This window comes from Mucilaginibacter straminoryzae (genome assembly GCF_022953055.1).
GTDB classification, from domain to species: domain Bacteria; phylum Bacteroidota; class Bacteroidia; order Sphingobacteriales; family Sphingobacteriaceae; genus Mucilaginibacter; species Mucilaginibacter straminoryzae.
Map to the genome: position 1 here is coordinate 123,109 of NZ_JALJEJ010000008.1, position 22,956 is coordinate 146,064.

Here is a 22,956-nt window from a genome sequence, read left to right on the forward strand (position 1 = left end):
ATGACCATATTAATGATCCGCCCGGCAAATTTCGGGTATAACGAACAGACCGCTGAAAGCAACGCTTTTCAACAGCAAAGCCATGCTACAACCAGCGATGTGCAGGCAAACGCGCTCAAAGAGTTTGACAACTATGCCACTGTACTCAGAAATAATAACGTTGATGTTGTGGTAATTGATGACACGGCTGAACCAAGGAAACCTGATGCGATATTTCCCAACAACTGGGTTTCATTTCACGAGAGTGGTAACGTTTACCTCTACCCTATGCAGGCAGAAAACCGCCGCCTGGAGCGACGGGAGGATGTGATCCGTAAGCTGGAAGATCAGTTTCGGGTGAAGCACATGATCGATCTGAGCCGGTTTGAACTACAGCAAAAGTTTTTAGAAGGCACGGGCAGCATGGTGTTAGACAGGGTAAATAAAATAGCTTATGCCTGTATTTCACCGCGTACAGATGCAGAAGTGCTGTACACCTTTGCCGAATCTGAAGGTTACCGGATCATTACCTTTAAAGCCATCGACCAGAATGCTACCCCCATCTATCACACTAACGTTTTGATGTGCATGGGCAGCCAATTTGTAGTCATCTGCCTGGATGCCATTGCCGACGAAACAGAAAAACAAGAGCTATTAAATTCTTTTGCGATAACCGGCAAGGAAGTAGTTGCCATCACCTTCGAACAGATGAACCGCTTTGCAGGCAACATGCTGGAAGTAGAAAACAAACAGGGCGAAAAACTTTTGGTGATGTCTAAACAAGCCTATGAATCGCTGCATCAAGAGCAGATCGAGAAATTGAGCAAATATGCCAGACTAATCTATTCGGATCTGACCACCATAGAAACCATCGGCGGTGGCAGCGCCAGATGTATGCTAGCTGAAGTAGCGTTACCTTTGGTAGACTAAAGACAATGAGATAAAGGATTAAGGACGGTTGAAAGATAAAGACCGAACCACAAACTAATTAGATGATATTCTTTTGTCTATAGTCTTTCGTCATTAAGTCCAAAGTCTGCTTACGCACCTATTTTTCTTCCAAGCCGCTTACACCGCCAGAGATTACAAACTTCATCATTTGGGCGGCGCTCTTATCCAGTACTTTTACTTTATCCGCAGGGACAATCATCACTTCACCCGCAAAGGAATACGACCAGGGAAAATAAACGGCAACGTCATCAGCTAACCCAAGCGAGGTCAGGTCTTTCTGGGTAAGAAAACCGATACGTTTCACCCCCATTTCATTAATGGTTACCAAAACCGGTTCGCTGAATTTCTTTTCTTCCCCTACAAATGCTTCTGTTAAATCTTTAATGGATGAGTACAGAAACTTGAACAGTGGCAACCGGTTCAGCCAGCGGTTAAACCAATTTTTGATGGGGTCAGTCACTACAGTAGTTACCAGCACACCGGCGAGTAAAATTACCACCAATACACTTAGGATACCCATTCCAGGGATGTAAACCGGCTTACCTGTTTTAGGGCTAACCCATAAAATATCGCTCAGGTTCAGGGCTTTGTCAATACTCAGTACGGCCCAGATAATCAGGAATAATGCAGCGCCAAGAGGTACCACCACTAACAGCCCTTTGGCAAAATAGCGAAGTATAGCACCGGCAAATTTATTCATAACGAGGAAAAGAATTTACTCGTAAAAGTACACTCTTTTTACCCGCTGCGAAATATTTGTTAGTATTTCGTAAGGAATGGTGCCAATTTGTTTAGCCAACACATCTATCCCGTGCTTTTCATTGAAGACGATTACTTCGTCACCTTCTTTCACATCCACATCGCTCACGTCGATCATGCACATGTCCATCGCGATATTGCCTACGGTAGGCACCAATGTATTCTTCACCAGCATTTTACCTACCCCATTACCAAACGCACGTAAGTAGCCGTCGGCATAACCAATGCGCACAGTGGCAATCTTACCATCTTTATTCAGCTTGCCTAAACGACTGTAACCGATGGTCTCCCCCGCAGGCAGACGCTTGATCTGCGAGATACTGGTCTTTAAAGTAGCCACCTGCTGCAGCCCGTTCAGATGACTTGGCATCGCGGCGTCTACACCGTAAAGCCCGATACCCAACCTTACCATATCATACTGCGCCATGGGCCAGCGGATAATCGCCGACGTATTACAAATGTGGCGGATAAACTTATAGCCTAATGCTTGTTCTATTTTAAGATATGCCTTTTCATAACGCTTCATTTGTTTAAGCGTAAATGCATCGTGCTCCGGCGCATCAGAAGCTACCAGGTGCGAGAAAACTGACTTCACGCGGATATAGCGAATATCTTCCAGGAAATCGCACAAGGTATCAATCTCATGGTCTTCAAAACCCAGGCGGTGCATCCCGGTATCAATCTTCAGGTGTACCGGGTAATGCGAGATATCCTGCTGATAGGCAAAGCGCACAAAATCGTCCAGCATATTAAAGCTATAGATCTCGGGCTCCAGGTTATGCTCCACCATTTTATCAAATGCAGCAGCCTCGGGGTTAAGCACCATGATTGGCAGGGTAATGCCGCTTTCACGCAGGGCAACGCCCTCGTCTATGTAAGCCACGGCCAGGTAATCTACCTTGGCATATTGCAGCACGTTAGCAATCTCGAAGGTGCCGCTACCGTAAGACGATGCCTTAACCATAACCATCATTTTCACGTTCGGGTATAGTTTTGAACGGTAAAAGTTCAGGTTATTGATCATGGCATTCAGGTTCACTTCCATCTGCGTGCCATGTGCCTTTTGCGATAAGGCCCTGCTAATGCGCTCAAATTCGAAGCTCCGCGAACCTTTGATCAAGATCGTCTCCCCGCTAAACTCCAGATCACTTAAACGCTTTAATAACGTTTGGGTATCGGGATAAAAATGCTTTTTCAGGATATCGAAATAGTCCTGGTATTTAGATATGGCTTCACCTACCCCAATAAACTTGTCGATCTTTTTATCCTTCACCATATCGGCCACCTGGCGGTACAGATCTTCCTGCTTTAAGCCGGATTGGTAGATATCTGAAAGGATCAGTGTTTTGGTTTGGTGCTGTTTCTGCTGGTTCAGGTAGTTCAGCGCAATCTCCAGCGAATTGATGTCAGAGTTGTACGAATCATCAATGATGGTACAATCATTAATGCCGTTCTTCAGCTCAAGGCGCATACTCACCGCTGAAAGATGCTCGAGCCGTTTATCTATCTCTGCGGCTTCGTAACCAAGCACCAACATAGTGGCCCAGCAGGTAATAGCATTTTCAACAGAAGCTTCATCCAGAAAAGGGATCAGCGCTTCTATCTCCTTCCCTTGGTACCTGGCCCGCATATAATATTTTTTGGCGATCACCGTTTCGCTGAATACATACAGATCAGCCTCGCGTGATTTACGGCTCCAGGTAAACTGTTTAGGTGTGGGAAGATCTTTTTTATAATCGAGCAATTGATCATAGTTATAGATCATCAGCCCCGCATGCTTAAACAGCTTGAACTTTTCCAGCACCTTTTCGCGCCGATTGGCAAAACCTTCATCATGCGCAGTGCCGAGGTGGGTAAATATCCCTATAGAAGGTTTGATCATGTTCTCGAGCGCGTCCATTTCACCAACGGTAGAAATACCGGCTTCAAAAATACCGAGGTCGTTATCTTTAGTGATCTGCCATACGGAAAGCGGCACCCCTACCTGCGAATTGTAGCTTTTGGGGTTACGCACAATATTTTTGTCTGCAGCCAGCAATTGGTAAAGCCATTCTTTTACGATGGTTTTGCCGTTGCTGCCGGTAATACCGATCACCTGCAAATCAAACCGTTTACGGTGATAAGCGGCAAGCGTATGTAAAGCCTGCAGCGCATCTTCTACTTTAAGAAAGTTGGCACCAGAAAGCCGGTCGTCCTGCTCATGCTCCACTACAAAACTACGGACACCGGCATTATAGGCTTCGCGGATGAAATCGTGCCCGTCTCTTCTTCCCCTTAACGCAAAGAACAAACCTTCAGCCGGGTTTATTACCCGGCGGCTGTCCGTTAGCAATACGCTTACGGTAGCTTCCCTGACTATTGGTCCTTGTCCATTGATGATCTGGCGTACTTCTTTAATAGAATACAAACTGCTGAGCATACTGCTAATTTGAGGATATTTATGCCAAATAGACGAATTTACGCTTACTTTAGTTTTGATGGACGAACCCAAAGCAAGAAAAAAAATTACCGATCCGAAAACAGGGCTCGCTAAAGCCGAACATTACTGCGCTTACCAGGAACGTTCGCAACAAGAAGTGCGCGACAAGTTATATGAATGGGGGCTGTACCCCCAGGATATAGAACAAATTATATCCCAATTAATTGCAACTAACTTTTTAAATGAGGAACGTTTTGCCAAAGCATACGCACAGGGGAAGCTAAACCAGAAAGGCTGGGGTAAAATAAAAATAAAGCAGGGCCTGAAACTGAAAAGAGTGTCAGATCCGCTGATAAAAAAAGCGCTGCTTTCACTAGACCTTGATGATTATTTAGCAGTGCTGAAGAAGATTTTAGAAAAAAAACGACGGTTGGTTACCGAAAAAGATGCCTTTAAACGCCATTATAAGCTTAAACAGTATGCTTTATCACGGGGTTTTGAGATGGACTTAATTTTAGATGTTTTGAAAACCAACGACTTATAAAAAAGTTTAAAAAAATTTAATATTAGCTCTTGCAGAAAGCCAGTTTCTCCCTATATTTGCATCACCAAAACGGAAGACACCTGCTAAGGCAAGGGTCAAACAAAAGCGAAAGTAGCTCAGTTGGTAGAGCACAACCTTGCCAAGGTTGGGGTCGCGAGTTCGAATCTCGTCTTTCGCTCTCGAATCCCTCTCGAAAAAAGAGGGATTTGTTTTTAAAAGGTAAATTACTAATTTGGTTTAGTAATTTGAATCACCTGCTCGGCCCCGATTATCGGGGTAATAGACACGTCCCGATTTAAATCGGGATGATCCTAAAAGAAAGTGCGGGATAAAGCACTTTAAAATTATCACCTGCCTGGGTGGTGGAACTGGTAGACACGCAGGACTTAAAATCCTGTGATCCTTAAAGATCGTGCGGGTTCGATTCCCGCCCCAGGTACAAAGCCGCAAATTGCGGCTTTTGTTGTTTTATGCCTTTTTATACCTACATCCTTCAATCACAAAAAAACGGTCACTTTTATGTTGGGCATACTGCAAATCTTGATGAACGTTTAAATCGTCACAATAACGGTTTTGTAAAAGCTACAAAAGGAAAAGGCCCGTGGATGATTGTCTACACTGAAGAATACAGTACGAAACTAGAAGCTAACCAGCGGGAAATTTATATCAAATCAATGAAAAGTCGGATATTTATTAAGAAGCTGATAGACACGTCCCGATTTACATCGGGATGATCCTTAAAGATCGTGCGGGTTCGATTCCCGCCCCAGGTACAAAGCCGCAAATTGCGGCTTTTGTTGTTTTATGCCTTTTTATACCTACATCCTTCAATCACAAAAAAACAGTCGCTTTTATGTTGGGCATACTGCAAATCTTGATGAACGTTTAAATCGTCACAATAACGGTTTTTGGTACCATATAATAAAACTATTGGAGGCAAATACACGCCTGGCGTTTTCAATTCCTGATATTTTCTTTACTGTCGTAGCTTATTAAGATGATATATTTCTCAGCCTTGTGCAACGTTTGGTGACGCTATCACGTCTTACAGACACATCGATCATCATAATGAAACTAATAAAACAGGTTATTTGCCTACTATTTATGCTTGTTATAAGCTTAAATGTAGTTGCCCAAGAAGCTGAAAAATGTAATTGCAGCGAAATTATCAGCTTTTTAGCAGACAAAATTTCGAAGGACTACAGTGGCTTTACTACAAAAGTAAATACAGGAAACCGCCCATTATATAACAGAATATTAGATTCGGTATCTCTAAAAGCAAAGCGCACAGATAACATTGACAGTTGTTACCTGTTGACCAAGCGATTAACCGGCTTTTTTAAAGATTTGCATCTTCGTACACAATATAAGTGGCAATACAGAGATAAATACCCCGAGCGTATGCTTGCTTTAAAGCGGCAGTTGAAAATCAGTGACACCTCTACTCCGAGGGTCAACACTAAAACCACTATGCTGACGCTTGATGAAAAAACGCTTCTCTTATGTCTACCCTCCTTTCAAAGCGAGCAAAAACCCATAATCGATAGTATTCTTAATGCCTATAAGAGCCGGTTGGCAAAAATACCGAACCTCGTAATCGATTTGCGTGACAACGACGGTGGATACGATTACACATACAGCAACTTACTTCCTTATATTAATAAAAATCCCTATCTGGTTCATTATTATGAAATCCTGGCTTCGGATGATGCAATTGAACTTTACGAAAGCAGTCGGGACAATGCTCAACTGAATCAAGCAACAAGGGATTATTTTGCAAGGGCAGTAGAAATAATGAAAGTTAACAAGGGTAAGTTCGTCAGTCTATCAGGGAAGCGGATTGACACCATTAAAACGCAGAATAACTCTAACTACCCCTTGCGTGTGGCCATAATAACCAATCGGGGAACGATGAGTGCGGCCGAGAATTTAGTAGCTATCGCCCGGCAAAGTAAACGTGTAACCGTGTTTGGTGATAATACAGGAGGAGCCATTGATTATACCGAAGTGCTTTGGTTAGACGTACCCGCATTTCCAGATCTTCAATTGATCGTGCCGGTACAACGGTCCACAAGACTTCCTGAACAACCACTTGACAATGTTGGTTTTGCACCGGATGTCAGATTAACATCCAATGAAGATGCCTACAAGACCATCCAAAAATGGCTCAACGGGAAACATTAGTTTAACTTATAATGTACCTTTAGCAGGGCGCTATGTTATGCTTTTTAGCTGCGTTTGCTGATTGCCAATTGTTTTGTGCGCTAAGCTGGACTAGTACCGTTCATCCTGCATGTTCTGTTCGTAGCCCAGGTGATCAACTCGTCTCCGGGTTTATACCGACCATGCCAGGGCATTTGTTGCTCGCCTATACTTTCTTGGTGGATTTATAATTTCTATTGAACATATTTGGATAAACTTCCCGCCATCCGCGATATTTGATGGGTTTAAATGCCCGAGAAGCGCTATATGTTCGAAAAATAATCTGAAAACTATATATTTTGTACCCCGATTTCCGCGGTTGTTTTTATAGCCTTGCCATCCGGCTCCGCACACTTTTCCGACGGCGCCCCAACTTTTCTGATTGAACCGTCATTTAAACCTACTTAGTAATTTTTTGGTATATTGATTTGATGCCAGTTGATCCGCCCGCGAGGCCCATTTTGCGGCATCGCGCAGCGCCGGGTCATTCGGCGGCAGTAAATCGACAAAAGCAAGCGCCGTCTCGTAAAGGATACTGGCTGCATTTCCCGAATATTGCCTGGCCGCCATTTTTTTCTCTTCAGCGAATCCCGGTATTCTGGTGCTGTCCTGCTTACCACTGAGGAAAGGTTCCATCACCTGTTCGAACATAAGCTTGTCCTGTTGCCGGGCGAAATTCGTATCTATCACCATCTGGGTAGCAGCCAGCCTGTATCCTGCTTTCTTTAAACCATCTTTTAGCCCCAGTTTGCGACAATGATAAAGCGCAGTACGATCATAGCTTAGCTGTTTCGCTTTATTCAATAGCGGGTAGATCTTTTCTGCAACAGCCATTGCTTTTACGGCGGTCTTTGTGTCGCCATTTTTCACGGCATCTCCCCAAGCAAAGTACAAATGCTGGTCGAAGAATTCGTTGGCGGCTATGTCACGCTTTGCGGAGGTAAATATGGACAGATGGTTTGCTATCAACGGCATAGCTTCCGACCAGGTACGGCCAGAGTTATCCAGTAAAAATCGGACTTCAGCGCTATCAATATCCTTCTTTTTAAGCGAAACTGTGTAGGCTTTCAGCACGTCCGCATTATCCAGTTGGAATTTTGTACGTAACTCAAGATACTCTTTTAAAAAGGCTTTTTGACGTTCGCCCTTAAGGAAGCGGGTTTCCATAACGCTGAGCTTGACAGACGCATCACTTTTCTCCAAAGCGGCTTTTCCAATCTCAATGAATTGGGAAGCCTCCATAAAATCAGTGTTCCGGCTGCGAATTGTGCCGTCTGCATTTAAAAAAAGCCAGGTTGGGTAAGCTTTCACGCCATACTGTTTTGCAAGCGCAGGCCCCTCTCCTTTTTCAGCGTTAAGACGATAGGATATATAATATCTATTGTAGAATGTCCCAACTCCTTGTTGAATAAAAACTTCCTGTTCCATGCGTTTACATGGACCGCACCAATCGGTATAAACATCCACGAATACTGGCAACTTCTTTGCCTTCGCCTCAGCAAGCACCTCATCCCAACTGCCCTTAAAAAAATCGATCCCTTGCGCTGCGGTCTGAGCAAATGCGCAGGCGGAAAGGCCAGCAATGAGCATGCAGCAAACAATAAGTCTATTCATAATTTAGTTATGATGTGTTTTGACAAACCGAATCTTCGGATATAAGTTATCAAATTATATTTAACAATAACGCTATATTAGCGCAAATCCAGTCGTAATTGCCATTTCATACCTTAGAAGCTAAAATGATTGGAAATTTTGGCGCCGCAACTGCGGCTTTTATTAGTTTATGTCCTTTAACCTAAATACTCTAGTCGTAAAAAAGCGGTCCGCGTTAGGTTAGGCACATTGCGAATTTTAATGCACGTTTCAACCGTCACAATAGCTTCTTGCTAACCCTGTGCTTCCTGCTTAGCTTTCTTTCAACAAAAGTATTGATGAGCTAACAAATATAATTGATATATCAATTATATTTGTATCAATTATTTATGGAAAAGCTCGATGATATTTTATTTTACCAGTTAGACAAGGCCATCCGTACTTACCGGCAGTTCGCGCAGCATCGCATCATGTCGGCAGGATTTGAACTAACCATAGACCAATGGCTGGTGCTTCAGGCCATCGTGGACGATCCCAACCGTAATCAGCAAGAGGTTGCCGAGGCTGCCTTTAAAGATTTCGCATCTGTTACCCGCATTATCGAATTACTGGTAAAAAAAGGTTTTCTAAACAGATCCATTCATCCTGATGACCGGCGCAGGTTCCTGCTAACCCCTACCGAAAAAACAGACCGGGAGTTAGCGAACATACGTTCTATAACTATGCAAAACCGCAAGACCGCCTTAAAAGGTATTCCTGAGGCAGATTTCGACTGCTTGCATCAATGCCTTAACCAAATCATCAATAACTGTAAAAAATCATGAAATTTATTACCGTCGCGTTTATTACTATTATCGCTTACACCACCGTTTCAGCGCAAAACTTACGGTTGACTAAAGCGGACAAAACGAAAATCATCAATAGAACGGTAAAGGAACTACAGGCTAATTACGTTAACCTTGATACCGCCAGAAAGATGAGCCAGTTCATTCGACAACAGTTTCATCACGGCATGTACGATACCATCTCTTCGCCCCGGATTTTTGCAGAACACCTGACCAGCGACCTGTTAGCTGTTTATCATGACGGCCACCTATCGATATCCTATGAGCCTGGCCTAACCGATCAGTCCGGCTCTGTCGATACCGTAGCTGAAAGACAGCGTTTCCTCAATTTCCGTAAAAAACACAATTTCGGCTTTGATAAGGCGGAAATCTTACCCGGCAACATCGGCTACTTAAAGATCAGCGGTTTCTTTCCGACCGATTTGGAAGGTAAAGCGATGGCACTTGCGGCCTTCAGATTCGTCAGCAATGCTAAGGCGCTGATCCTAGACCTCCGGGAAAATCGTGGTGGCGAACCGGCTATGGTAAGTTATGTCTGCGGTTTCTTTTTCCCCAGCCGCACACATTTGAACGACCTTTACACGCGGAGCAGCCACTCACTGGAAACTTTTTGGGCCGACCCAAATACCGAGCTCACCGCATTGCAAAATATACCGATCTACATCTTGACCAGTAAAACCACTTTTTCTGCGGGTGAAGAATTAACCTATGACCTGCAAACCCAAAAGCGGGCCATGGTGATCGGAGAAGCAACCGGAGGTGGTGCACATCCTGTCCAGCCTTTTCCATTAGTTAAAGGTTTTATCGCCAATATTCCCTATGCGCGGGCGATCAATCCGGTTACACAAACAAACTGGGAAGGCAAAGGCGTACAGCCAGACCTGGTCGTACCGGCAGACCAGGCCCTTTCTGCCGCAGTAAAACTAGCCGGAGAACAGACTAAACATTGATCACCAAAAGCGCCAAGTTGCAGCTTTTGGTGGTTTTATAGACTTGTAAAATCTTATACTTCCAACTTTTCTAAGGCTGCCCATCCAGATCAGGCTTAAACAATCGCACACTCGTAATTGTTCAGTGTTGTATGAACGTTCAGCGAAAGCAATTGTTAAGTCCATTTTTCATTTTCGCACTCATCATACTTATCCCATCGCTAGTGCTCGGTATCCACAATGGTAAGAAATTATGGAATATTTACATCAGCAGTCCGGATCGTTACGAATTCACAAAAGCCAAACTCCTCAGAAATTACCATGGTAAATACAATAACCATGCTACCTATCAATTCAGGTACAAAGGAAAAATTTTAGAGGGCAGCGCAGGTAGCATCTTATGGGGAGCTGTCGGGGAAGAGGTCACAATATATTTTGAAAAGAACAATATCGAAAACAACGGCATACTGAGTGGTTTATTCTTCCTTGCCGTCGGCCAATGGCTTATCTTTTTAGTGTTAGGGGCCTATATAGTTTTTAAACTTGTCCACTATCTACGATAACAAGCTTATACCCTTTGCCGCGTACAACAGCAATTTTTATGAGCGGGTCGCATTCCAGTTTCTTTCGAAGTTTTGAGATAAACATATCCAGGCTTCGCCCTACAATAACGCCTTCATCTTCCCATATCTCTTTTTGCAACCGGGTTCTCTCAATGGTTTCATTAGGCGCCATCGCAAAAATCCTAAGTAACCGGGTTTCTGTCCCGGTAAGGTCTATGGTCTTTTCGTTAATGACAAGCTTTCGATTCTTTGGGTCGAACAGCGTCTCGCCTATCGTGAACACATCGGTATTCTGATCGTCAGGTAAGGATTTTCGCGGCTTTCGGGGACTCCAGAAAATAAAACCGAGAAAGGCTAGTAATGGCAAACTACCCAGAAGACAGCCGTTCTTTGCAGTAATAATTCCTGCCGGCTTAAATTCAATATTGATCACATAACTCGCTTTGGGTTGCCTTCTTCCGACACAGGCGATAATATCATCTTTTTTATTTGGAGATATCGCAAAGCCATAGGCAATGCCAGACTTACCCCTATTCAGCACATTTACCACATAATCGCCCGCGAGTGGATCTTTCGCTAGCAAACGTCGGGTAGTATTTACCAGAGAATCTGTTTGAAAGGTAAACGCATGCTCAAAACTGATCTGGTATACATTTTCAGTGATCTTTTCTACGGGAAGCACCCTCGATGTACTATCGCCCGATTGTAACAGCAACTCATGCCCTATCCTCCGGAGCAAAATTTCCCTTCTGCTCATATCGAAATCGTCGCGGTTAGCCCGGCCAACAAATACGCAGATCGCCACAATAAACAGCATCGGCAAAATCACAAAAAGGTATTTGCGTTTCCCGTCCAGAAAATTTATGCTATCTAACATACTGTCAACATCTTATTTACAAAGTTTACATTTTTATTTACAATCCAGGTTCTTCAGGCTCAAATATGTCAAAGTAATTTCGCTGCATCAAACTGATAGATTATGAAAAATGCAAAAATGAAAAAGTTATTTGTGCTTGCTCCGGCAGTCATCCTGGTATTACTCCTACTGAATTCTTTTATGGTAAAAGAAAAAGAGACTAAAATAACCAGTGATGATAAATCAGGCCCTTTGAACATTGTTTTCAGATCTGCGGATGGCGGGCAAACGTGGCAAAACATCAGCAAAGGACTGCCTGAGCACTTGCAGAAAGAAGGTATTAGCAACCATAACGTATTTGCAAATGAGCGTGGGCTTTATTTACGCGCTGGTAATGGCTTTTATCATAGTGAACCCTATTCTGCCACTACTTTCTGGGAAAAAGAAACATTCCCGGGTAACCAGCGGGAAATAGCCCCCGGAAATAATGGAATATTTGCCTATAACTTCAGGGGACAATTCTTACAAAAAACAAACGGCTCGAGTGACTGGTCGCCCAGGTACACAAATTTTCAAAAGCAAGCCATACAGCTTAACAAAACGGCTGATTGGATGTCCAAAAACTATAACGAGAAACAGGTAAGCAGCGTTTTTGAAACTACCGGGGGCACGGTTTTCATTGGTTCCAACAACGCCCTTTACCGATCTGCTAACCATGGAAAAACCTGGCAATATGTGCATGTAAGTGGCTGGATACTAAAAATGGCAGAGGCTAATGGGGTGCTCATGGCGGCCAGCACGCAGGGAATTTTAAGATCGACTGATAATGGCCAAACCTGGGCAAGTGTGATTGGCGAAAGTGGTGCCGGCGTTACTGTTGAACGTATTGATGGCGGGTTTGCGGCTATTGCCTATAACACGATTACCCATACTAACACGATATATATCTCGCAGGATAGTGGCAAAACCTGGAGCGATGCAGGAGAAGGACTTCAATTTTCTACGGGTAGTCCGTTGCTCAAACAACTATTCGATCCACAGCCTTCGTTGTATATTTCATCAATTGAACAAGTGGGTAAATATTTAATGTGCGGTAGCTCGGCGGGTATATTCCGGTCAGTAGATATGGGTAAAACATGGGAGAAGCTGCCACTTTCTTCTATAGAAAACAAAGGTTTCAGTTTATATGCTGCAGGCAATGTAATCTATGCCATCTCCAATAAGGGATGTTAATTTAGCATATCAATGATGTTTAACATTATTCGGATCTATCTCCCCGATAACCCCGGGGGATAGAAACCTCATCGCAAATAAATTGGCGTTGTTAGTAGCCTCTTTTTAATGGCTCTCTATCAGCTTTTCCAGAATTTTCTTCCCCGGCAGGTTACCTGGAAACATTTCTACAGACTTACGGTACATATCCATCGCTTCCTGCTTTTTTCCCGCTTGAAGTAATGCTTTACCGTAACTATCATAAGTATTCCAGCTTTGCGGATATAACAAAGTGCAATTTTTTAAGGCCTCCCGTGCGGCAGCTTCGTGGTGATCTTCCAATAATTCAAGGCCGAGTTCATTCAGCTCACGCTCATCCATAAAGTAATGCAGCGTATCAGATTTCAGGCGATTGAATAAAACTGCGGCGGCGTCCGGGCCGCTTTCCAATAGTTTCTTTATATATGGTTTAAACAATGATCGTTTAGGCTCCGGTTCTTTTTTAAAAATTTCCTGTCCATAGACTAAATTCAATACCTCCTTGCAAGCCAGGCCGAAACCAGTGCTTTCTGCGTTATCCAGCAAAATCACGGTACGCTGATGCGTGCTATCATGCCAGAAAAAAGTAAAGAATCCGGGCTCGCGACCGGTATGCATCACTATTTTACCTAAACTACTCAATTCGGGCAGAAACCATCCGAGCCCGTATGATGCGGACCCAAATTCTCCATCAGGCATGGCTTTCGAACCGTCATTAAAACGAAACGGAGTAAACATGGTATCTAACATGCGCCTGTTAAGTAATTTGTTTGCATCAAGGGCAGCGGCAAACTTCATCAGATCACCGGTAGTACTTACAATATTGGTCGGGCCATAAAGCAAGCGAAGGTTATAGCTCCAACGCCTCACCTTTTTACTTGAACTAATTGGTTCCAGGTCGTCCATATAATGATGACGGATAATATAACCAGTCACCTGATCCGCATCGACGGGTTTGCTTCCGAGCAGATAACTACTTTTCATACCAGCAGGCAGAAAAATATGCCGATGTAAATAGTCTGCGAAAGACTGTCCGCTTACTTTTTCTACCAGCAGTGCAAGAATAGCAAAGCCCAGGTTATTATAGCGCCACTGGCCGCCTGGTGCAAAAGCTAACGGTTTAGCTGACCGTTTTAATGCCGGAATAATGGAATCGTTTGTTGCCATATAATTGCTGTCGGCGTCAATCAGTGGAAAGAAGAGTTCTTCTTTATCCGGCAACCCCGAAGTATGGCTGAGCAAGTGGCGTACAGTAATGTTTTTATAAGGAAAGTCAGGGAAGTACTTCGTCAATGGATCGTCCGGATGAACCTTCCCCTGCTGTACCAGTTGCAGTACGGCTGTAGCCGTAAATGTTTTAGATACAGAACCAATTTGAAAGGCCGAGTTAACCGTGTTTCTTTTTGGGGTGTTCAGTTGTGAGAAACCCACGGAACGGCTATAAACTACTTTATTCTTTTCTGCTACCAGGACATTGCCGTTGAATTTACGGGCAGTATCCAGCGTGTTGAATAAGCTATCCAGCTTTTGATGTTTTTGTGCAAAGATTGGGGAGGTTATACAGATCATCCATAAAAGGATGAAATAAAGCTTCGGTTGTTCCATGTATTTACGCTGATTGTTTTTTATCACAATCAGAGTACCATAAGAAAAAAACCTTCAAATCGGCGCAGAATGGCTATATCTTCTAATGGACAGCCCCAAAGGTGTTCAAATTCGGACACTAAAGCGTTCGTAAATGCACCTTCGGTTTATGAAAATGCACGTCGTATGTTCGGGCTATTGGAATATGAATAACTGGTTTTTTAAGAACTTCTTCTGCTGATCTCCTGAATGATCTGATCAAGTTCAGTCGTACTCTGATGGAGCATTTTTATTAAAGCAGGGTATTCATCCGGGTTATCTACCAGTTCGAACAACTTGCTTATTCCGATGATATTGGCTAAAGGTTTTCTAACGGCATGTGATTGCAGGAAACCGATTTCATCTAATTGGTTTTCTGCGTGGTCTAACTTATTCTGGGTGTTTACAAAATCAGAAATATTGTAACCGATGCAATAAACACAATCAGGCACACCATTACTGTCTGTGATGCATTGCATTTCCCACTGTGTGGTAACGAAGCCGCCTAAGCCATCGTGCTTTCTCAAAGTCACTGGGAATAATGTTCCGGGTGTTTCAATGCACTTCGTGCCGACTTCGCTGCAAAGGGCAATATCATCGGGGTGTAACGTTACCGAAAAGAGTTTCCCGGTAAGTGTACCCATACCCAAGCTAAAATTACTATCGTAACTGGGACTAACGTACTTGTAGCGGCTGTCCATCCCGATCATAATCGTATAGAAAAATGAGGACGATCTTAAAAAATTATTAATTTTCTTATAAGTAAACATTTGGTAAAGATAATGCTGTATGCAACTACAAGCATTCCTAATTGAAGTAATTGCTAAACATATCTTGTTTAAGGACAAACGTGCCGGTTTACCCTTAAACAAGATAGGAATTTACCTACAATTACCGTTAAAACGCTACGTGTGCACGTATGCCAAACACATTTACCGGGCCGCGATCTGCATTATATGCCGGGTGCAAAATGAATTGGTAATCCGGCGATAGCCAGAACATTTTTTGATAGGCGTTTACCTTGTAATAGATTTCGGCGATCATTTCTGGCGAGTAATTCAGCTTACCATCACCGATAATGAAACCGTATCCGCCGTTCGCCAGGTAATCCCTATGGGCGCTGGAGAGCCCGTTCCCAACAAATGCAATGGCCACCTCATCGTCTTTGCGGCCCCATGAAGCGCCTTTGAGCAGCGCACCGAAACTTACGGAACGATCAATCTCTGTAAAATACCAGGTTTCGGTATGTCCGTCGTTCCAGCTTGCTTTAGCGAAAACGCCAAAATTATTGTTAAGATATTGATCGGCGCTGATTCCCCATCCGTATTTATGACGGCCATATCGTTGGGTTGAATCCACCACCGGGGAAACAGGATTTTGTTCAATAGCTGTACGATAATTACCCATTTTGCCATTATTCATAAAAGCGAGAATGCGAAACGTACCAGGCTGTCCGGAGAAGGTATACCGCTTTTCAAATTCTGCGGTCTGCGTATTGGCTTTAGCTATTTTCGCATCCCAGGTAGATGAATTTGCCTGGGTAACGCTCATGGTTATGGCAAAACGCAAAGTCCAGGTAGGTTGCCCAAGTTCTGCGACAGAACCTAACACATACCCGCGGGTATTGGCTGGATAGTCCCAAGCACCGTTATCCATCAATGACCAGTTCATGAACTGGCTGCGGGGATCATGGCTGAAATTATTTCCATCAAAAAAATCGGCCATGCCAAATTTACCTGCGGTGATAGAGAAGTATCGCTTACTCCTTATTTCTGCAAGTTGGTTTATATCGTCAGCCACGGTATCCTTATCCTTCCCCCATTGAAAAAGTTGCTTTAAATAAAGCCGGGCGATATAAATAGACGGGGCTACCGTATTAACCCGGAAAGTTTCGCCGTTGGGGAAGCCTGCAATACCCGTTGTTTTGCTTAAGCCGGATCCGCCGGATAATTCCGGGTTAAATACAGCCGTTGCGCCTTTCCATAAATGTGCAGCCCCAAACAAGGTTGACGTAATGGAGGTTTGCGTTTCTTCTTTTGCTGACAGGCTATTATTGCCTGAATAAGGTGCATGAATAGCCGGCTTGTATTGTGTAATCACCGTTTGCTGAAAATGAAAACTGAATGTTTTTTGTTTCAGGCTGTCTTGTGCTAGGATATCTTCGCTCAGGAGCAGGCAAAAGAATATCAGGATGAAAAATATATATTTTTTCACGATTGTAGTTTTTGATTGTTTTTAGAATTGTTTGAATTCAGCAGCTATCGATGATAGCCGCTGAAGCATCAGTGTTTTTGGATAATCCCCAACATCCGACGACCTATGGTTAAAGCCACTGATTGAATTTATTGATGAAGCAGTTTTTAACGAATTGGGTAAGCAGGCAATAGCTGAACAGGATACCTATAAGCCATGGAAAAAAGCTGAATGGTAACCACTGCATCTTTAACACTGGTGCAAGCGGAGTAAACGGCAAACTGATACCAATAACCATGATGGCCGTAGTAAGCGCCAGCACAGGTGCTGCCGCCCAACTCTGGATGAAAGGTATCTTACGCGTGCGGATCATATGCACGATCAATGTTTGGGATAACAGGCTTTCTACAAACCACCCGGTCTGAAACAGGGTTTGATGCGCAGGTAGATTGGCCTTAAAAACAAACCATAGTACCGCAAATGTGGCATAATCGAATATCGAGCTGATGGGGCCGATAAACATCATAAACTTGCTGATGCCTGAAGCATCCCATTTGCGCGGTTGTACAATGTATTCTTCGTCCATGCTATCCCATGGGATTGATATTTGCGATATATCATACAATAAGTTATTCACCAGTATCTGTATGGGCAACATCGGAAGGAACGGCAGTAAGGCACTGGCGCCCAACATACTGAACATATTACCAAAGTTGCTGCTGGCGGTCATTTTAATGTATTTGATAATGTTACCAAAAGTTCTTCTGCCATAAATTACGCCCTTGCGCAATACCATCAGGTCTTTTTCGAGCAAGATGATGTCTGCACTTTCTTTAGCGATATCTACCGCAGTATCCACCGAAATTCCTACATCTGCATCACGCAATGCAGCAGCATCGTTAATACCATCGCCCATAAAACCTACTGTGTGGCCTTTCTCCTGCAACACTTTTACTACCCGCGATTTCTGTAACGGACTTAACTTAGCCATGATGCTTACTGTATCTAAACTGCCTTTCAGCTCGTCGTCGCTCATTTTTTCCAACTCCTTACCCAATAGGATATGGTTAACTGGAATACCTACATCCTGGCAAATCTTTCTGGCAACAATCTCATTATCGCCTGTCAGCACTTTTATTTCGACACCTAATTTGTGCAAGGCCTCTATAGATGGTTTGGCAGAAGGCTTGGCAGGATCCAGAAAACCAATAAAACCGGTTAAAACCATGTTGCTTTCGTCTTCTACAGAATAAGTTAAAGGGCGCTCATCATAGGCTTTTACTGCAACCAATAATACCCGCAGACCTTCTTCATTTAATTTCCTCGACGTATTCAGTACCGTCTTACGCATCTTTCCATCCATCGGGATAATTGCGTTTGTTTTGATCTGCAATTGCTGATCTGAACCCGGATTAAAAGCATGGGTGCATAAATCCAGCATTTCTTCTACCGCACCTTTACAAATAAGCAGATGTTGATGACTGGCGTCTTCCAGAATAACAGACATACGTCTGCGCTGGAAATCGAAAGGTATTTCGTCTATTTTATGATAGGTTTCTCCTTCTTGCATGCAAGCGTGCTCATCGGCATGCTCCAGAACGGCAATGTCTAGCAGATTTTTTAAACCTGTTTGGTAATAACTGTTCAGATAAGCCCATTTCATTACTTCGTTATCCTCTGCACCAGCTACGTTCAGGTGTCTTTCCAGCACAATCTTATCCATGGTAAGGGTACCTGTCTTGTCCGTACAGAGAATATCCATAGCGCCAATGTTCTGTATCGCATTCAGGCGTTTTACCACTACTTTGCGTTTAGACATATTAACAGCTCCTTTAGCCAGGTTAGCCGTTACAATCATGGGCAGCATTTCGGGGGTAAGCCCTACAGCGATAGACAAGCCGAACAGAAATGCTTCCAGCCAGTTGTCTTTCGTAAAGCCGTTGATCAGCATCACTGCAGGCACCATCACCAGCATGAAACGAATAAGCAGCCAGCTCACACTGTTTACACCCTTATCAAAACTTGTTTCGGCGCGTTTGCCAACCAATGACTTTGAAAGCGACCCGAAATAGGTTTTGTCGCCCGTGTTCACAATAACGGCCATGGCAGTTCCGCTTACCACGTTTGTGCCCATAAAGCAGGTATTATTTAATTCTAATACGGAGAAAAAAACAGCATCAGGGACTGCAGCGGAAATTTTTTCAACAGGAACAGATTCACCTGTCAGCATGGCCTGGCTTACAAACAGATCTTTTGATTGCAGAATGCGTACATCAGCGGGGATCATGTCACCTGCTGCCAGTTGAATGATGTCGCCGGGAACCAATTGCTTGATATCTACTTCTTCCCTTGCGCCGACTGGCCGCAGAACTGTAGCGGTGGTTCTGACCATGGATTTCAGCTTCTCTGCCGCCTTGTTGCTGCGATACTCCTGCACAAATCTTAGCAGTACGCTAAGGATAACCATAATACTGATGATCAGCACCGTTGAATAATCGCTATCTGACGGTGCCTGGATAATGACATCGGTAATCATTGAAATAACAGCCAGTACAACCAGTACGCCTATAAACGGATTAAGGAAGGCTTGTAATAGCTGTAAATACCAGGCAGGCGCCTGTTCATGGGACACTTCATTCAGCCCGTAGATCAGTAAACGTGAACGTACCTGGTCTTTTTCAAGCCCGGTCTCATTACCATCTAACAGAGTAAAACATTCTTTTTTTTCAGCTGCAGCAATTCTTTTCAGGTGAAGTTCGGCTGCATAGTCGAGGCCCTTGTAGTTTAGGCCTACAATGTGGTTACTTCTTTTAAGCATACGTCATGATTAGCCCTGCCGGGCCAGCTTAAAAGAAGTGGTCCCGGTCAGGAAATTTCCATTAATTGATTTTGATAACTACTCGGACCAGAATCCATTTTTCTTGTTTTTTTTGACGCTGCGAAGTAAGAGAAAAAATATTTGCAATGCAATTGCATTTTTATAGCCGGCATTTATCACAATGCCCCTTAACAATCAGGTTCATTTCTGACAAAATGAAACCCGCGGGCAAGCCAATATCAGGTATTTTTGTATCGGGCAGGCAATAGGTTTCTTTACAAACCGTGCAATAAAAATGCACGTGGGTATCGTGGTGCTCGGCGGGGTCGCAATTATCGCATAGCGCGTATTTATGCACACCCGTACCATCGTCTATCAAATGTACCAGGCCATTTTGCTCAAATGTTTTCAGCGTGCGGTAAATGGTAATACGATCTGCCGGCGCCATGGCTTTTTCAATGTCGCTCAGCCCTAAGGCCGACTGGCGGCTTAACAAATATTCTAAAACCAGCAGCCGCATTGCCGTAGGCTTAATGCGATGGTCTGTCAACCGTTGTTCTAAAAGTGTCGTCATGGGGCGATCTGAATGCGGAACATGATGGTATAAAAAAAGGCCCGAAGGCCTGTTATCTTAATTTCTGAATTCGCAATTAAGCGATATAACTTTCTGCCTTCTGTAAAGCTTTGTCCAATCCGGTGATATCTTTACCGCCTGCTGTTGCGAAGAAAGGCTGACCGCCGCCACCACCCTGGATCTCTTTAGCCAGTTCGCGAACGATGTTACCGGCATTTAATCCTTTTTCTTTTACCAGGTTATCGGCGATCATCACCGTCAGGTTTGGTTTGCCGTCGAAATCAGCAGCCAATACCAGGAACAGGTTCGGAACGATGTCTTTCAGCTGATACGCCAACGTTTTTACAGCTTCTGCATTTGGTAAAGCTACTTTATCTGCGAGGAAGTTAATTCCGTTGACGGCTTTAGCTTTAGCAGCCAGCTCGGTTTTTAAACCGGCAGCCTTTTCCAGTATAGAGCGTTCAATGTCCTTCTTCAGCTTATTGTTCTCTTCCAGCAAGCTTTCAACACTTTTAGCTACATCTTTAGGGTTCTTCAGCAGTTCTTTCAGTTGTTGAATCAGCTTGCTTTGGTCGCTGATATAGTTTTCTGCGATAATGCCGGTAATGGCCTCGATCCGGCGGACACCGGCAGCAACAGCGCTTTCTGAAGTGATCTTGAAGAAACCGATCTGCCCCGTAGCTTTTACGTGTGTACCACCGCAAAGCTCTTTAGAGTAATTATCATCAAATGTGATAACGCGCACAAAGTCGCCATACTTTTCGCCGAACAATGCGGTAACACCGCTGGCCAGCGCTTCCTGGTAAGGCACGTTCCGTTCTTCTTTCAGGAAGATATTCTCGCGGATTTTTGCATTGACAATCTGTTCAATTTGCTGTATTTCTTCTTCGGTTACTTTGGCGAAGTGTGAAAAGTCGAACCGCAGGTAATCGCTGTTTACTAATGAACCTTTCTGATTCACATGCGAACCCAACACCTGCTTCATCGCGGCATGCAATAAGTGGGTTGCCGAGTGATTGCGATTAGTACTTTGACGGCGCTCCGGATCTACATAAGCGGTCAATACATCGCTGACATTTTCAGGCAGTTCGTCTGCAAAATGAACAATCAGGCCATTCTCTTTTTTAGTATCCGTAACCTTTATGATAGAACCATCAAGAAAGATCAGTTCACCTGTATCGCCCACCTGGCCACCGCTTTCGGCATAAAAAGGCGTTTTATCTAACACAATCTGGTACTGCTCTTTACCCTTGGCTTTTACCTTGCGGTATTTCACCACGTGGGCTACCGTCTCTAATTCATCATACCCGGTAAATTCTACGTTATCCTCTTCCTGCAGCAAAATCCAATCACCGGTATCAATAGCCGTAGCTGCACGCGAACGGTCTTTTTGTTTTTGAAGTTCAGCTTCGAAGCCTTGCATATCAACCTTTAAACCAGCTTCACGAGCTATAAGCTCCGTAAGATCAATCGGGAATCCGTATGTATCTTGTAATTCAAAAGCAAGAGGTCCAGAAATTATATTAGTTGAAGAATCAGTTAATACTTGTATTGGTGAACTTTCAAAAGTTTTCTTAACTAATATATAATCATTAATCTTTCTAATTCCTAATCCTAAAGTCCTTAAGAAACTCACCTCCTCTTCCAGTACCACTTTTTGCACAAAGTCTTTCTGGTTCCAAAGCTCGTCGAACACGCCTTTGAATTGCTCAGCCAGTAGCGGCACTAACTGGTTTAAGAAGGGTTCTTTAAAGCCCAGATATTGATATTGGTAACGCACCGCACGGCGAAGGATACGACGGATTACATAACCTGCCTTATTATTAGAAGGTAGCTGACCATCTGCAATAGCAAAGCTGATGGCGCGGATATGGTCGGCCATTACACGCATTGCTACGGCTTCGTTCCAGGCGGAAGAGGAGGCCCCTCCCAAACCCTCCCCTGAAGGGAGGGCTTCCTTATCATATACTTTACCGCTTTTACCTGCAATAAAGTTTATCAGCGGCATAAAAACATCGGTATCGTAGTTGGACGTTTTATTTTGTAGTACGCGCACCAACCGCTCGAAGCCCATACCGGTATCCACGTGTTTTGCCGGAAGCGATTGCAGCGAACCATCTTTTAAACGGTTGAACTGCATGAATACGTTGTTCCAGATCTCGATCACGTTCGGGTCGTCGGCATTTACCAGTTGCGCACCGGAGACTGCTACGCGCTCTTCGTCCGTACGGCCGTCAAAGTGTATTTCAGAACATGGTCCGCATGGGCCGGTTTCGCCCATTTCCCAAAAGTTATCTTTCTTATTTCCGGGCAAGATATGATCTTCCGCTACAAACTGTTTCCATAAATCATAAGCCTCCTGGTCGCGTTCCAGACCTTCTTTTTCGTCCCCCTGAAAGTAAGTGACATACAACCGGTCTTTTGGTAATTTGTAAACTTCGGTTAGTAATTCCCAGCTCCATTCAATGGCTTCTTTTTTAAAATAGTCGCCGAAGCTCCAGTTGCCCAGCATCTCGAACATGGTGTGGTGATAGGTATCTATACCCACTTCTTCCAAATCGTTATGCTTTCCAGATACCCGCAAACAACGCTGGGTATCCGCAACGCGCGGAAATTTGGCAGGCGCTTCACCCAGGAAAATATCCTTAAACTGGTTCATCCCTGCGTTGGTGAACATCAGTGTCGGGTCGTTCTTTACCACAATTGGCGCCGAAGGAACGATGGTATGTCCTTTGGAAGCAAAAAAATCTAAAAATGCCTGGCGTATTTCCTGAGCTGTCATTACTAAATATTATAGGAGCGCAAAGATAGACATAAGTCGGTGAGTCCGAAAGTCTGGAAGTCAGAAAGTCGATGA

The 22,956-nt window shown here is 43.9% G+C and carries 19 protein-coding genes and 2 tRNA genes; 11 read left to right on the forward strand and 10 right to left on the reverse strand.

What is annotated here, in order from left to right; all coding sequences use genetic code 11:
• Complete coding sequence (ctlX, locus tag MUY27_RS15870; RefSeq protein WP_245131587.1) at nucleotides 1–909, forward strand: citrulline utilization hydrolase CtlX; 909 nt, start codon at nucleotides 1–3, stop codon at nucleotides 907–909.
• A gap of 118 nt (nucleotides 910–1,027) precedes the next feature.
• Here the strand turns inward: ctlX and MUY27_RS15875 are convergent, their stop codons facing one another.
• Nucleotides 1,028–1,630 carry a DUF502 domain-containing protein gene (locus tag MUY27_RS15875; RefSeq protein WP_245131588.1) on the reverse strand — a complete coding sequence of 201 codons (603 nt, stop codon included), beginning with the start codon at nucleotides 1,628–1,630 and terminating at the stop codon, nucleotides 1,028–1,030.
• Between the two features lie 15 nt (nucleotides 1,631–1,645).
• The gene (locus MUY27_RS15880) at nucleotides 1,646–4,108 is read right to left on the reverse strand and encodes a bifunctional UDP-N-acetylmuramoyl-tripeptide:D-alanyl-D-alanine ligase/alanine racemase (protein WP_245131589.1); all 2,463 of its coding nucleotides are present in this window, start codon (nucleotides 4,106–4,108) and stop codon (nucleotides 1,646–1,648) included.
• A 58-nt stretch (nucleotides 4,109–4,166) separates the two neighbouring features.
• Here MUY27_RS15880 and MUY27_RS15885 point away from each other — a divergent pair, with 58 nt between their 5' ends.
• The 6 genes from MUY27_RS15885 (at nucleotide 4,167) to MUY27_RS15905 (ending at nucleotide 6,836) form a co-directional block, all read left to right on the forward strand.
• Nucleotides 4,167–4,652, forward strand: coding sequence for a regulatory protein RecX (locus MUY27_RS15885; RefSeq protein ID WP_245131592.1), 486 nt, complete (start codon nucleotides 4,167–4,169; stop codon nucleotides 4,650–4,652).
• Between the two features lie 105 nt (nucleotides 4,653–4,757).
• Nucleotides 4,758–4,830: transfer RNA gene (locus MUY27_RS15890), tRNA-Gly, on the forward strand.
• A gap of 175 nt (nucleotides 4,831–5,005) precedes the next feature.
• A tRNA-Leu gene (locus tag MUY27_RS15895) sits at nucleotides 5,006–5,091 on the forward strand.
• Between the two features lie 31 nt (nucleotides 5,092–5,122).
• Nucleotides 5,123–5,386, forward strand: a complete 264-nt coding sequence (locus tag MUY27_RS15900; RefSeq protein ID WP_245131595.1) for a GIY-YIG nuclease family protein — start codon at nucleotides 5,123–5,125, stop codon at nucleotides 5,384–5,386.
• Between the two features lie 70 nt (nucleotides 5,387–5,456).
• A complete protein-coding gene (locus MUY27_RS20720) occupies nucleotides 5,457–5,648 on the forward strand; it encodes a GIY-YIG nuclease family protein (RefSeq protein ID WP_420846908.1) in 192 nt (63 codons plus the stop codon).
• Between the two features lie 72 nt (nucleotides 5,649–5,720).
• Entirely contained in the window at nucleotides 5,721–6,836 is a 1,116-nt protein-coding gene (locus MUY27_RS15905) for a S41 family peptidase (RefSeq protein ID WP_245131597.1), read from the forward strand.
• A 408-nt stretch (nucleotides 6,837–7,244) separates the two neighbouring features.
• On the opposite strand, the gene MUY27_RS15910 is transcribed toward MUY27_RS15905, so the two are convergent.
• Entirely contained in the window at nucleotides 7,245–8,468 is a 1,224-nt protein-coding gene (locus MUY27_RS15910; protein ID WP_245131600.1) for a thioredoxin family protein, read from the reverse strand.
• Nucleotides 8,469–8,836: 368 nt separating this feature from the next.
• Here MUY27_RS15910 and MUY27_RS15915 point away from each other — a divergent pair, with 368 nt between their 5' ends.
• From MUY27_RS15915 to MUY27_RS15925, 3 genes are all read left to right on the forward strand, one after another.
• Nucleotides 8,837–9,271, forward strand: a complete 435-nt coding sequence (locus tag MUY27_RS15915; protein ID WP_245131602.1) for a MarR family winged helix-turn-helix transcriptional regulator — start codon at nucleotides 8,837–8,839, stop codon at nucleotides 9,269–9,271.
• On the forward strand, nucleotides 9,268–10,242 hold the full coding sequence (locus MUY27_RS15920; RefSeq protein WP_245131604.1) for a S41 family peptidase: 975 nt from the start codon (nucleotides 9,268–9,270) through the stop codon (nucleotides 10,240–10,242). Before MUY27_RS15915 ends, MUY27_RS15920 begins: the two co-directional genes overlap by 4 nt.
• A 131-nt stretch (nucleotides 10,243–10,373) precedes the next feature.
• A complete protein-coding gene (locus tag MUY27_RS15925; protein WP_245131607.1) occupies nucleotides 10,374–10,784 on the forward strand; it encodes a hypothetical protein in 411 nt (136 codons plus the stop codon).
• Here MUY27_RS15925 and MUY27_RS15930 read toward each other — a convergent pair.
• Complete coding sequence (locus MUY27_RS15930; RefSeq protein WP_245131609.1) at nucleotides 10,759–11,661, reverse strand: winged helix family transcriptional regulator; 903 nt, start codon at nucleotides 11,659–11,661, stop codon at nucleotides 10,759–10,761. The two genes, MUY27_RS15925 and MUY27_RS15930, sit on opposite strands and share 26 nt — an antisense overlap.
• Nucleotides 11,662–11,763: 102 nt before the next feature.
• Here MUY27_RS15930 and MUY27_RS15935 point away from each other — a divergent pair, with 102 nt between their 5' ends.
• Nucleotides 11,764–12,873, forward strand: coding sequence for a sialidase family protein (locus MUY27_RS15935; RefSeq protein WP_245131611.1), 1,110 nt, complete (start codon nucleotides 11,764–11,766; stop codon nucleotides 12,871–12,873).
• Nucleotides 12,874–12,978: 105 nt separating this feature from the next.
• On the opposite strand, the gene MUY27_RS15940 is transcribed toward MUY27_RS15935, so the two are convergent.
• The 6 genes from MUY27_RS15940 to alaS form a co-directional block, all read right to left on the reverse strand.
• Nucleotides 12,979–14,496: a serine hydrolase domain-containing protein gene (locus tag MUY27_RS15940; protein ID WP_245131613.1), complete on the reverse strand. Its 1,518-nt coding sequence runs from the start codon at nucleotides 14,494–14,496 to the stop codon at nucleotides 12,979–12,981.
• Nucleotides 14,497–14,696: 200 nt separating this feature from the next.
• Complete coding sequence (locus MUY27_RS15945; RefSeq protein WP_245131616.1) at nucleotides 14,697–15,224, reverse strand: hypothetical protein; 528 nt, start codon at nucleotides 15,222–15,224, stop codon at nucleotides 14,697–14,699.
• 187 nt (nucleotides 15,225–15,411) lie between these two features.
• Entirely contained in the window at nucleotides 15,412–16,728 is a 1,317-nt protein-coding gene (locus MUY27_RS15950) for a carbohydrate porin (RefSeq protein WP_245131618.1), read from the reverse strand.
• A gap of 109 nt (nucleotides 16,729–16,837) precedes the next feature.
• Nucleotides 16,838–19,525 (reverse strand): magnesium-translocating P-type ATPase, encoded by a 2,688-nt coding sequence (gene mgtA, locus MUY27_RS15955; RefSeq protein ID WP_245131621.1) that lies wholly within the window; start codon nucleotides 19,523–19,525, stop codon nucleotides 16,838–16,840.
• A 160-nt stretch (nucleotides 19,526–19,685) separates the two neighbouring features.
• A complete protein-coding gene (locus tag MUY27_RS15960) occupies nucleotides 19,686–20,099 on the reverse strand; it encodes a Fur family transcriptional regulator (protein WP_245131624.1) in 414 nt (137 codons plus the stop codon).
• Between the two features lie 76 nt (nucleotides 20,100–20,175).
• Entirely contained in the window at nucleotides 20,176–22,881 is a 2,706-nt protein-coding gene (gene alaS, locus MUY27_RS15965) for an alanine--tRNA ligase (protein ID WP_245131626.1), read from the reverse strand.
• Nucleotides 22,882–22,956: the final 75 nt, after the last annotated feature.

Excerpts from the sequence above, each read along its gene's own strand:
- MUY27_RS15875 (WP_245131588.1), bottom strand. The coding sequence starts at position 1,630 with ATGAATAAATTTGCCGGTGCTATACTTCGCTATTTTGCCAAAGGGCTG.
- MUY27_RS20720 (WP_420846908.1), top strand. The coding sequence starts at position 5,457 with ATGCCTTTTTATACCTACATCCTTCAATCACAAAAAAACAGTCGCTTT.
- MUY27_RS15915 (WP_245131602.1), top strand. The coding sequence starts at position 8,837 with ATGGAAAAGCTCGATGATATTTTATTTTACCAGTTAGACAAGGCCATC.
- MUY27_RS15960 (WP_245131624.1), bottom strand. The coding sequence starts at position 20,099 with ATGACGACACTTTTAGAACAACGGTTGACAGACCATCGCATTAAGCCT.
- MUY27_RS15940 (WP_245131613.1), bottom strand. The coding sequence starts at position 14,496 with ATGGAACAACCGAAGCTTTATTTCATCCTTTTATGGATGATCTGTATA.
- MUY27_RS15935 (WP_245131611.1), top strand. The coding sequence starts at position 11,764 with ATGAAAAATGCAAAAATGAAAAAGTTATTTGTGCTTGCTCCGGCAGTC.
- MUY27_RS15945 (WP_245131616.1), bottom strand. The coding sequence starts at position 15,224 with ATGATCGGGATGGACAGCCGCTACAAGTACGTTAGTCCCAGTTACGAT.
- mgtA (WP_245131621.1), bottom strand. The coding sequence starts at position 19,525 with ATGCTTAAAAGAAGTAACCACATTGTAGGCCTAAACTACAAGGGCCTC.
- MUY27_RS15920 (WP_245131604.1), top strand. The coding sequence starts at position 9,268 with ATGAAATTTATTACCGTCGCGTTTATTACTATTATCGCTTACACCACC.
- MUY27_RS15880 (WP_245131589.1), bottom strand. The coding sequence starts at position 4,108 with ATGCTCAGCAGTTTGTATTCTATTAAAGAAGTACGCCAGATCATCAAT.
- MUY27_RS15930 (WP_245131609.1), bottom strand. The coding sequence starts at position 11,661 with ATGTTAGATAGCATAAATTTTCTGGACGGGAAACGCAAATACCTTTTT.
- ctlX (WP_245131587.1), top strand. The coding sequence starts at position 1 with ATGACCATATTAATGATCCGCCCGGCAAATTTCGGGTATAACGAACAG.
- MUY27_RS15905 (WP_245131597.1), top strand. The coding sequence starts at position 5,721 with ATGAAACTAATAAAACAGGTTATTTGCCTACTATTTATGCTTGTTATA.
- MUY27_RS15900 (WP_245131595.1), top strand. The coding sequence starts at position 5,123 with ATGCCTTTTTATACCTACATCCTTCAATCACAAAAAAACGGTCACTTT.
- MUY27_RS15910 (WP_245131600.1), bottom strand. The coding sequence starts at position 8,468 with ATGAATAGACTTATTGTTTGCTGCATGCTCATTGCTGGCCTTTCCGCC.
- alaS (WP_245131626.1), bottom strand. The coding sequence starts at position 22,881 with ATGACAGCTCAGGAAATACGCCAGGCATTTTTAGATTTTTTTGCTTCC.
- MUY27_RS15885 (WP_245131592.1), top strand. The coding sequence starts at position 4,167 with ATGGACGAACCCAAAGCAAGAAAAAAAATTACCGATCCGAAAACAGGG.
- MUY27_RS15925 (WP_245131607.1), top strand. The coding sequence starts at position 10,374 with ATGAACGTTCAGCGAAAGCAATTGTTAAGTCCATTTTTCATTTTCGCA.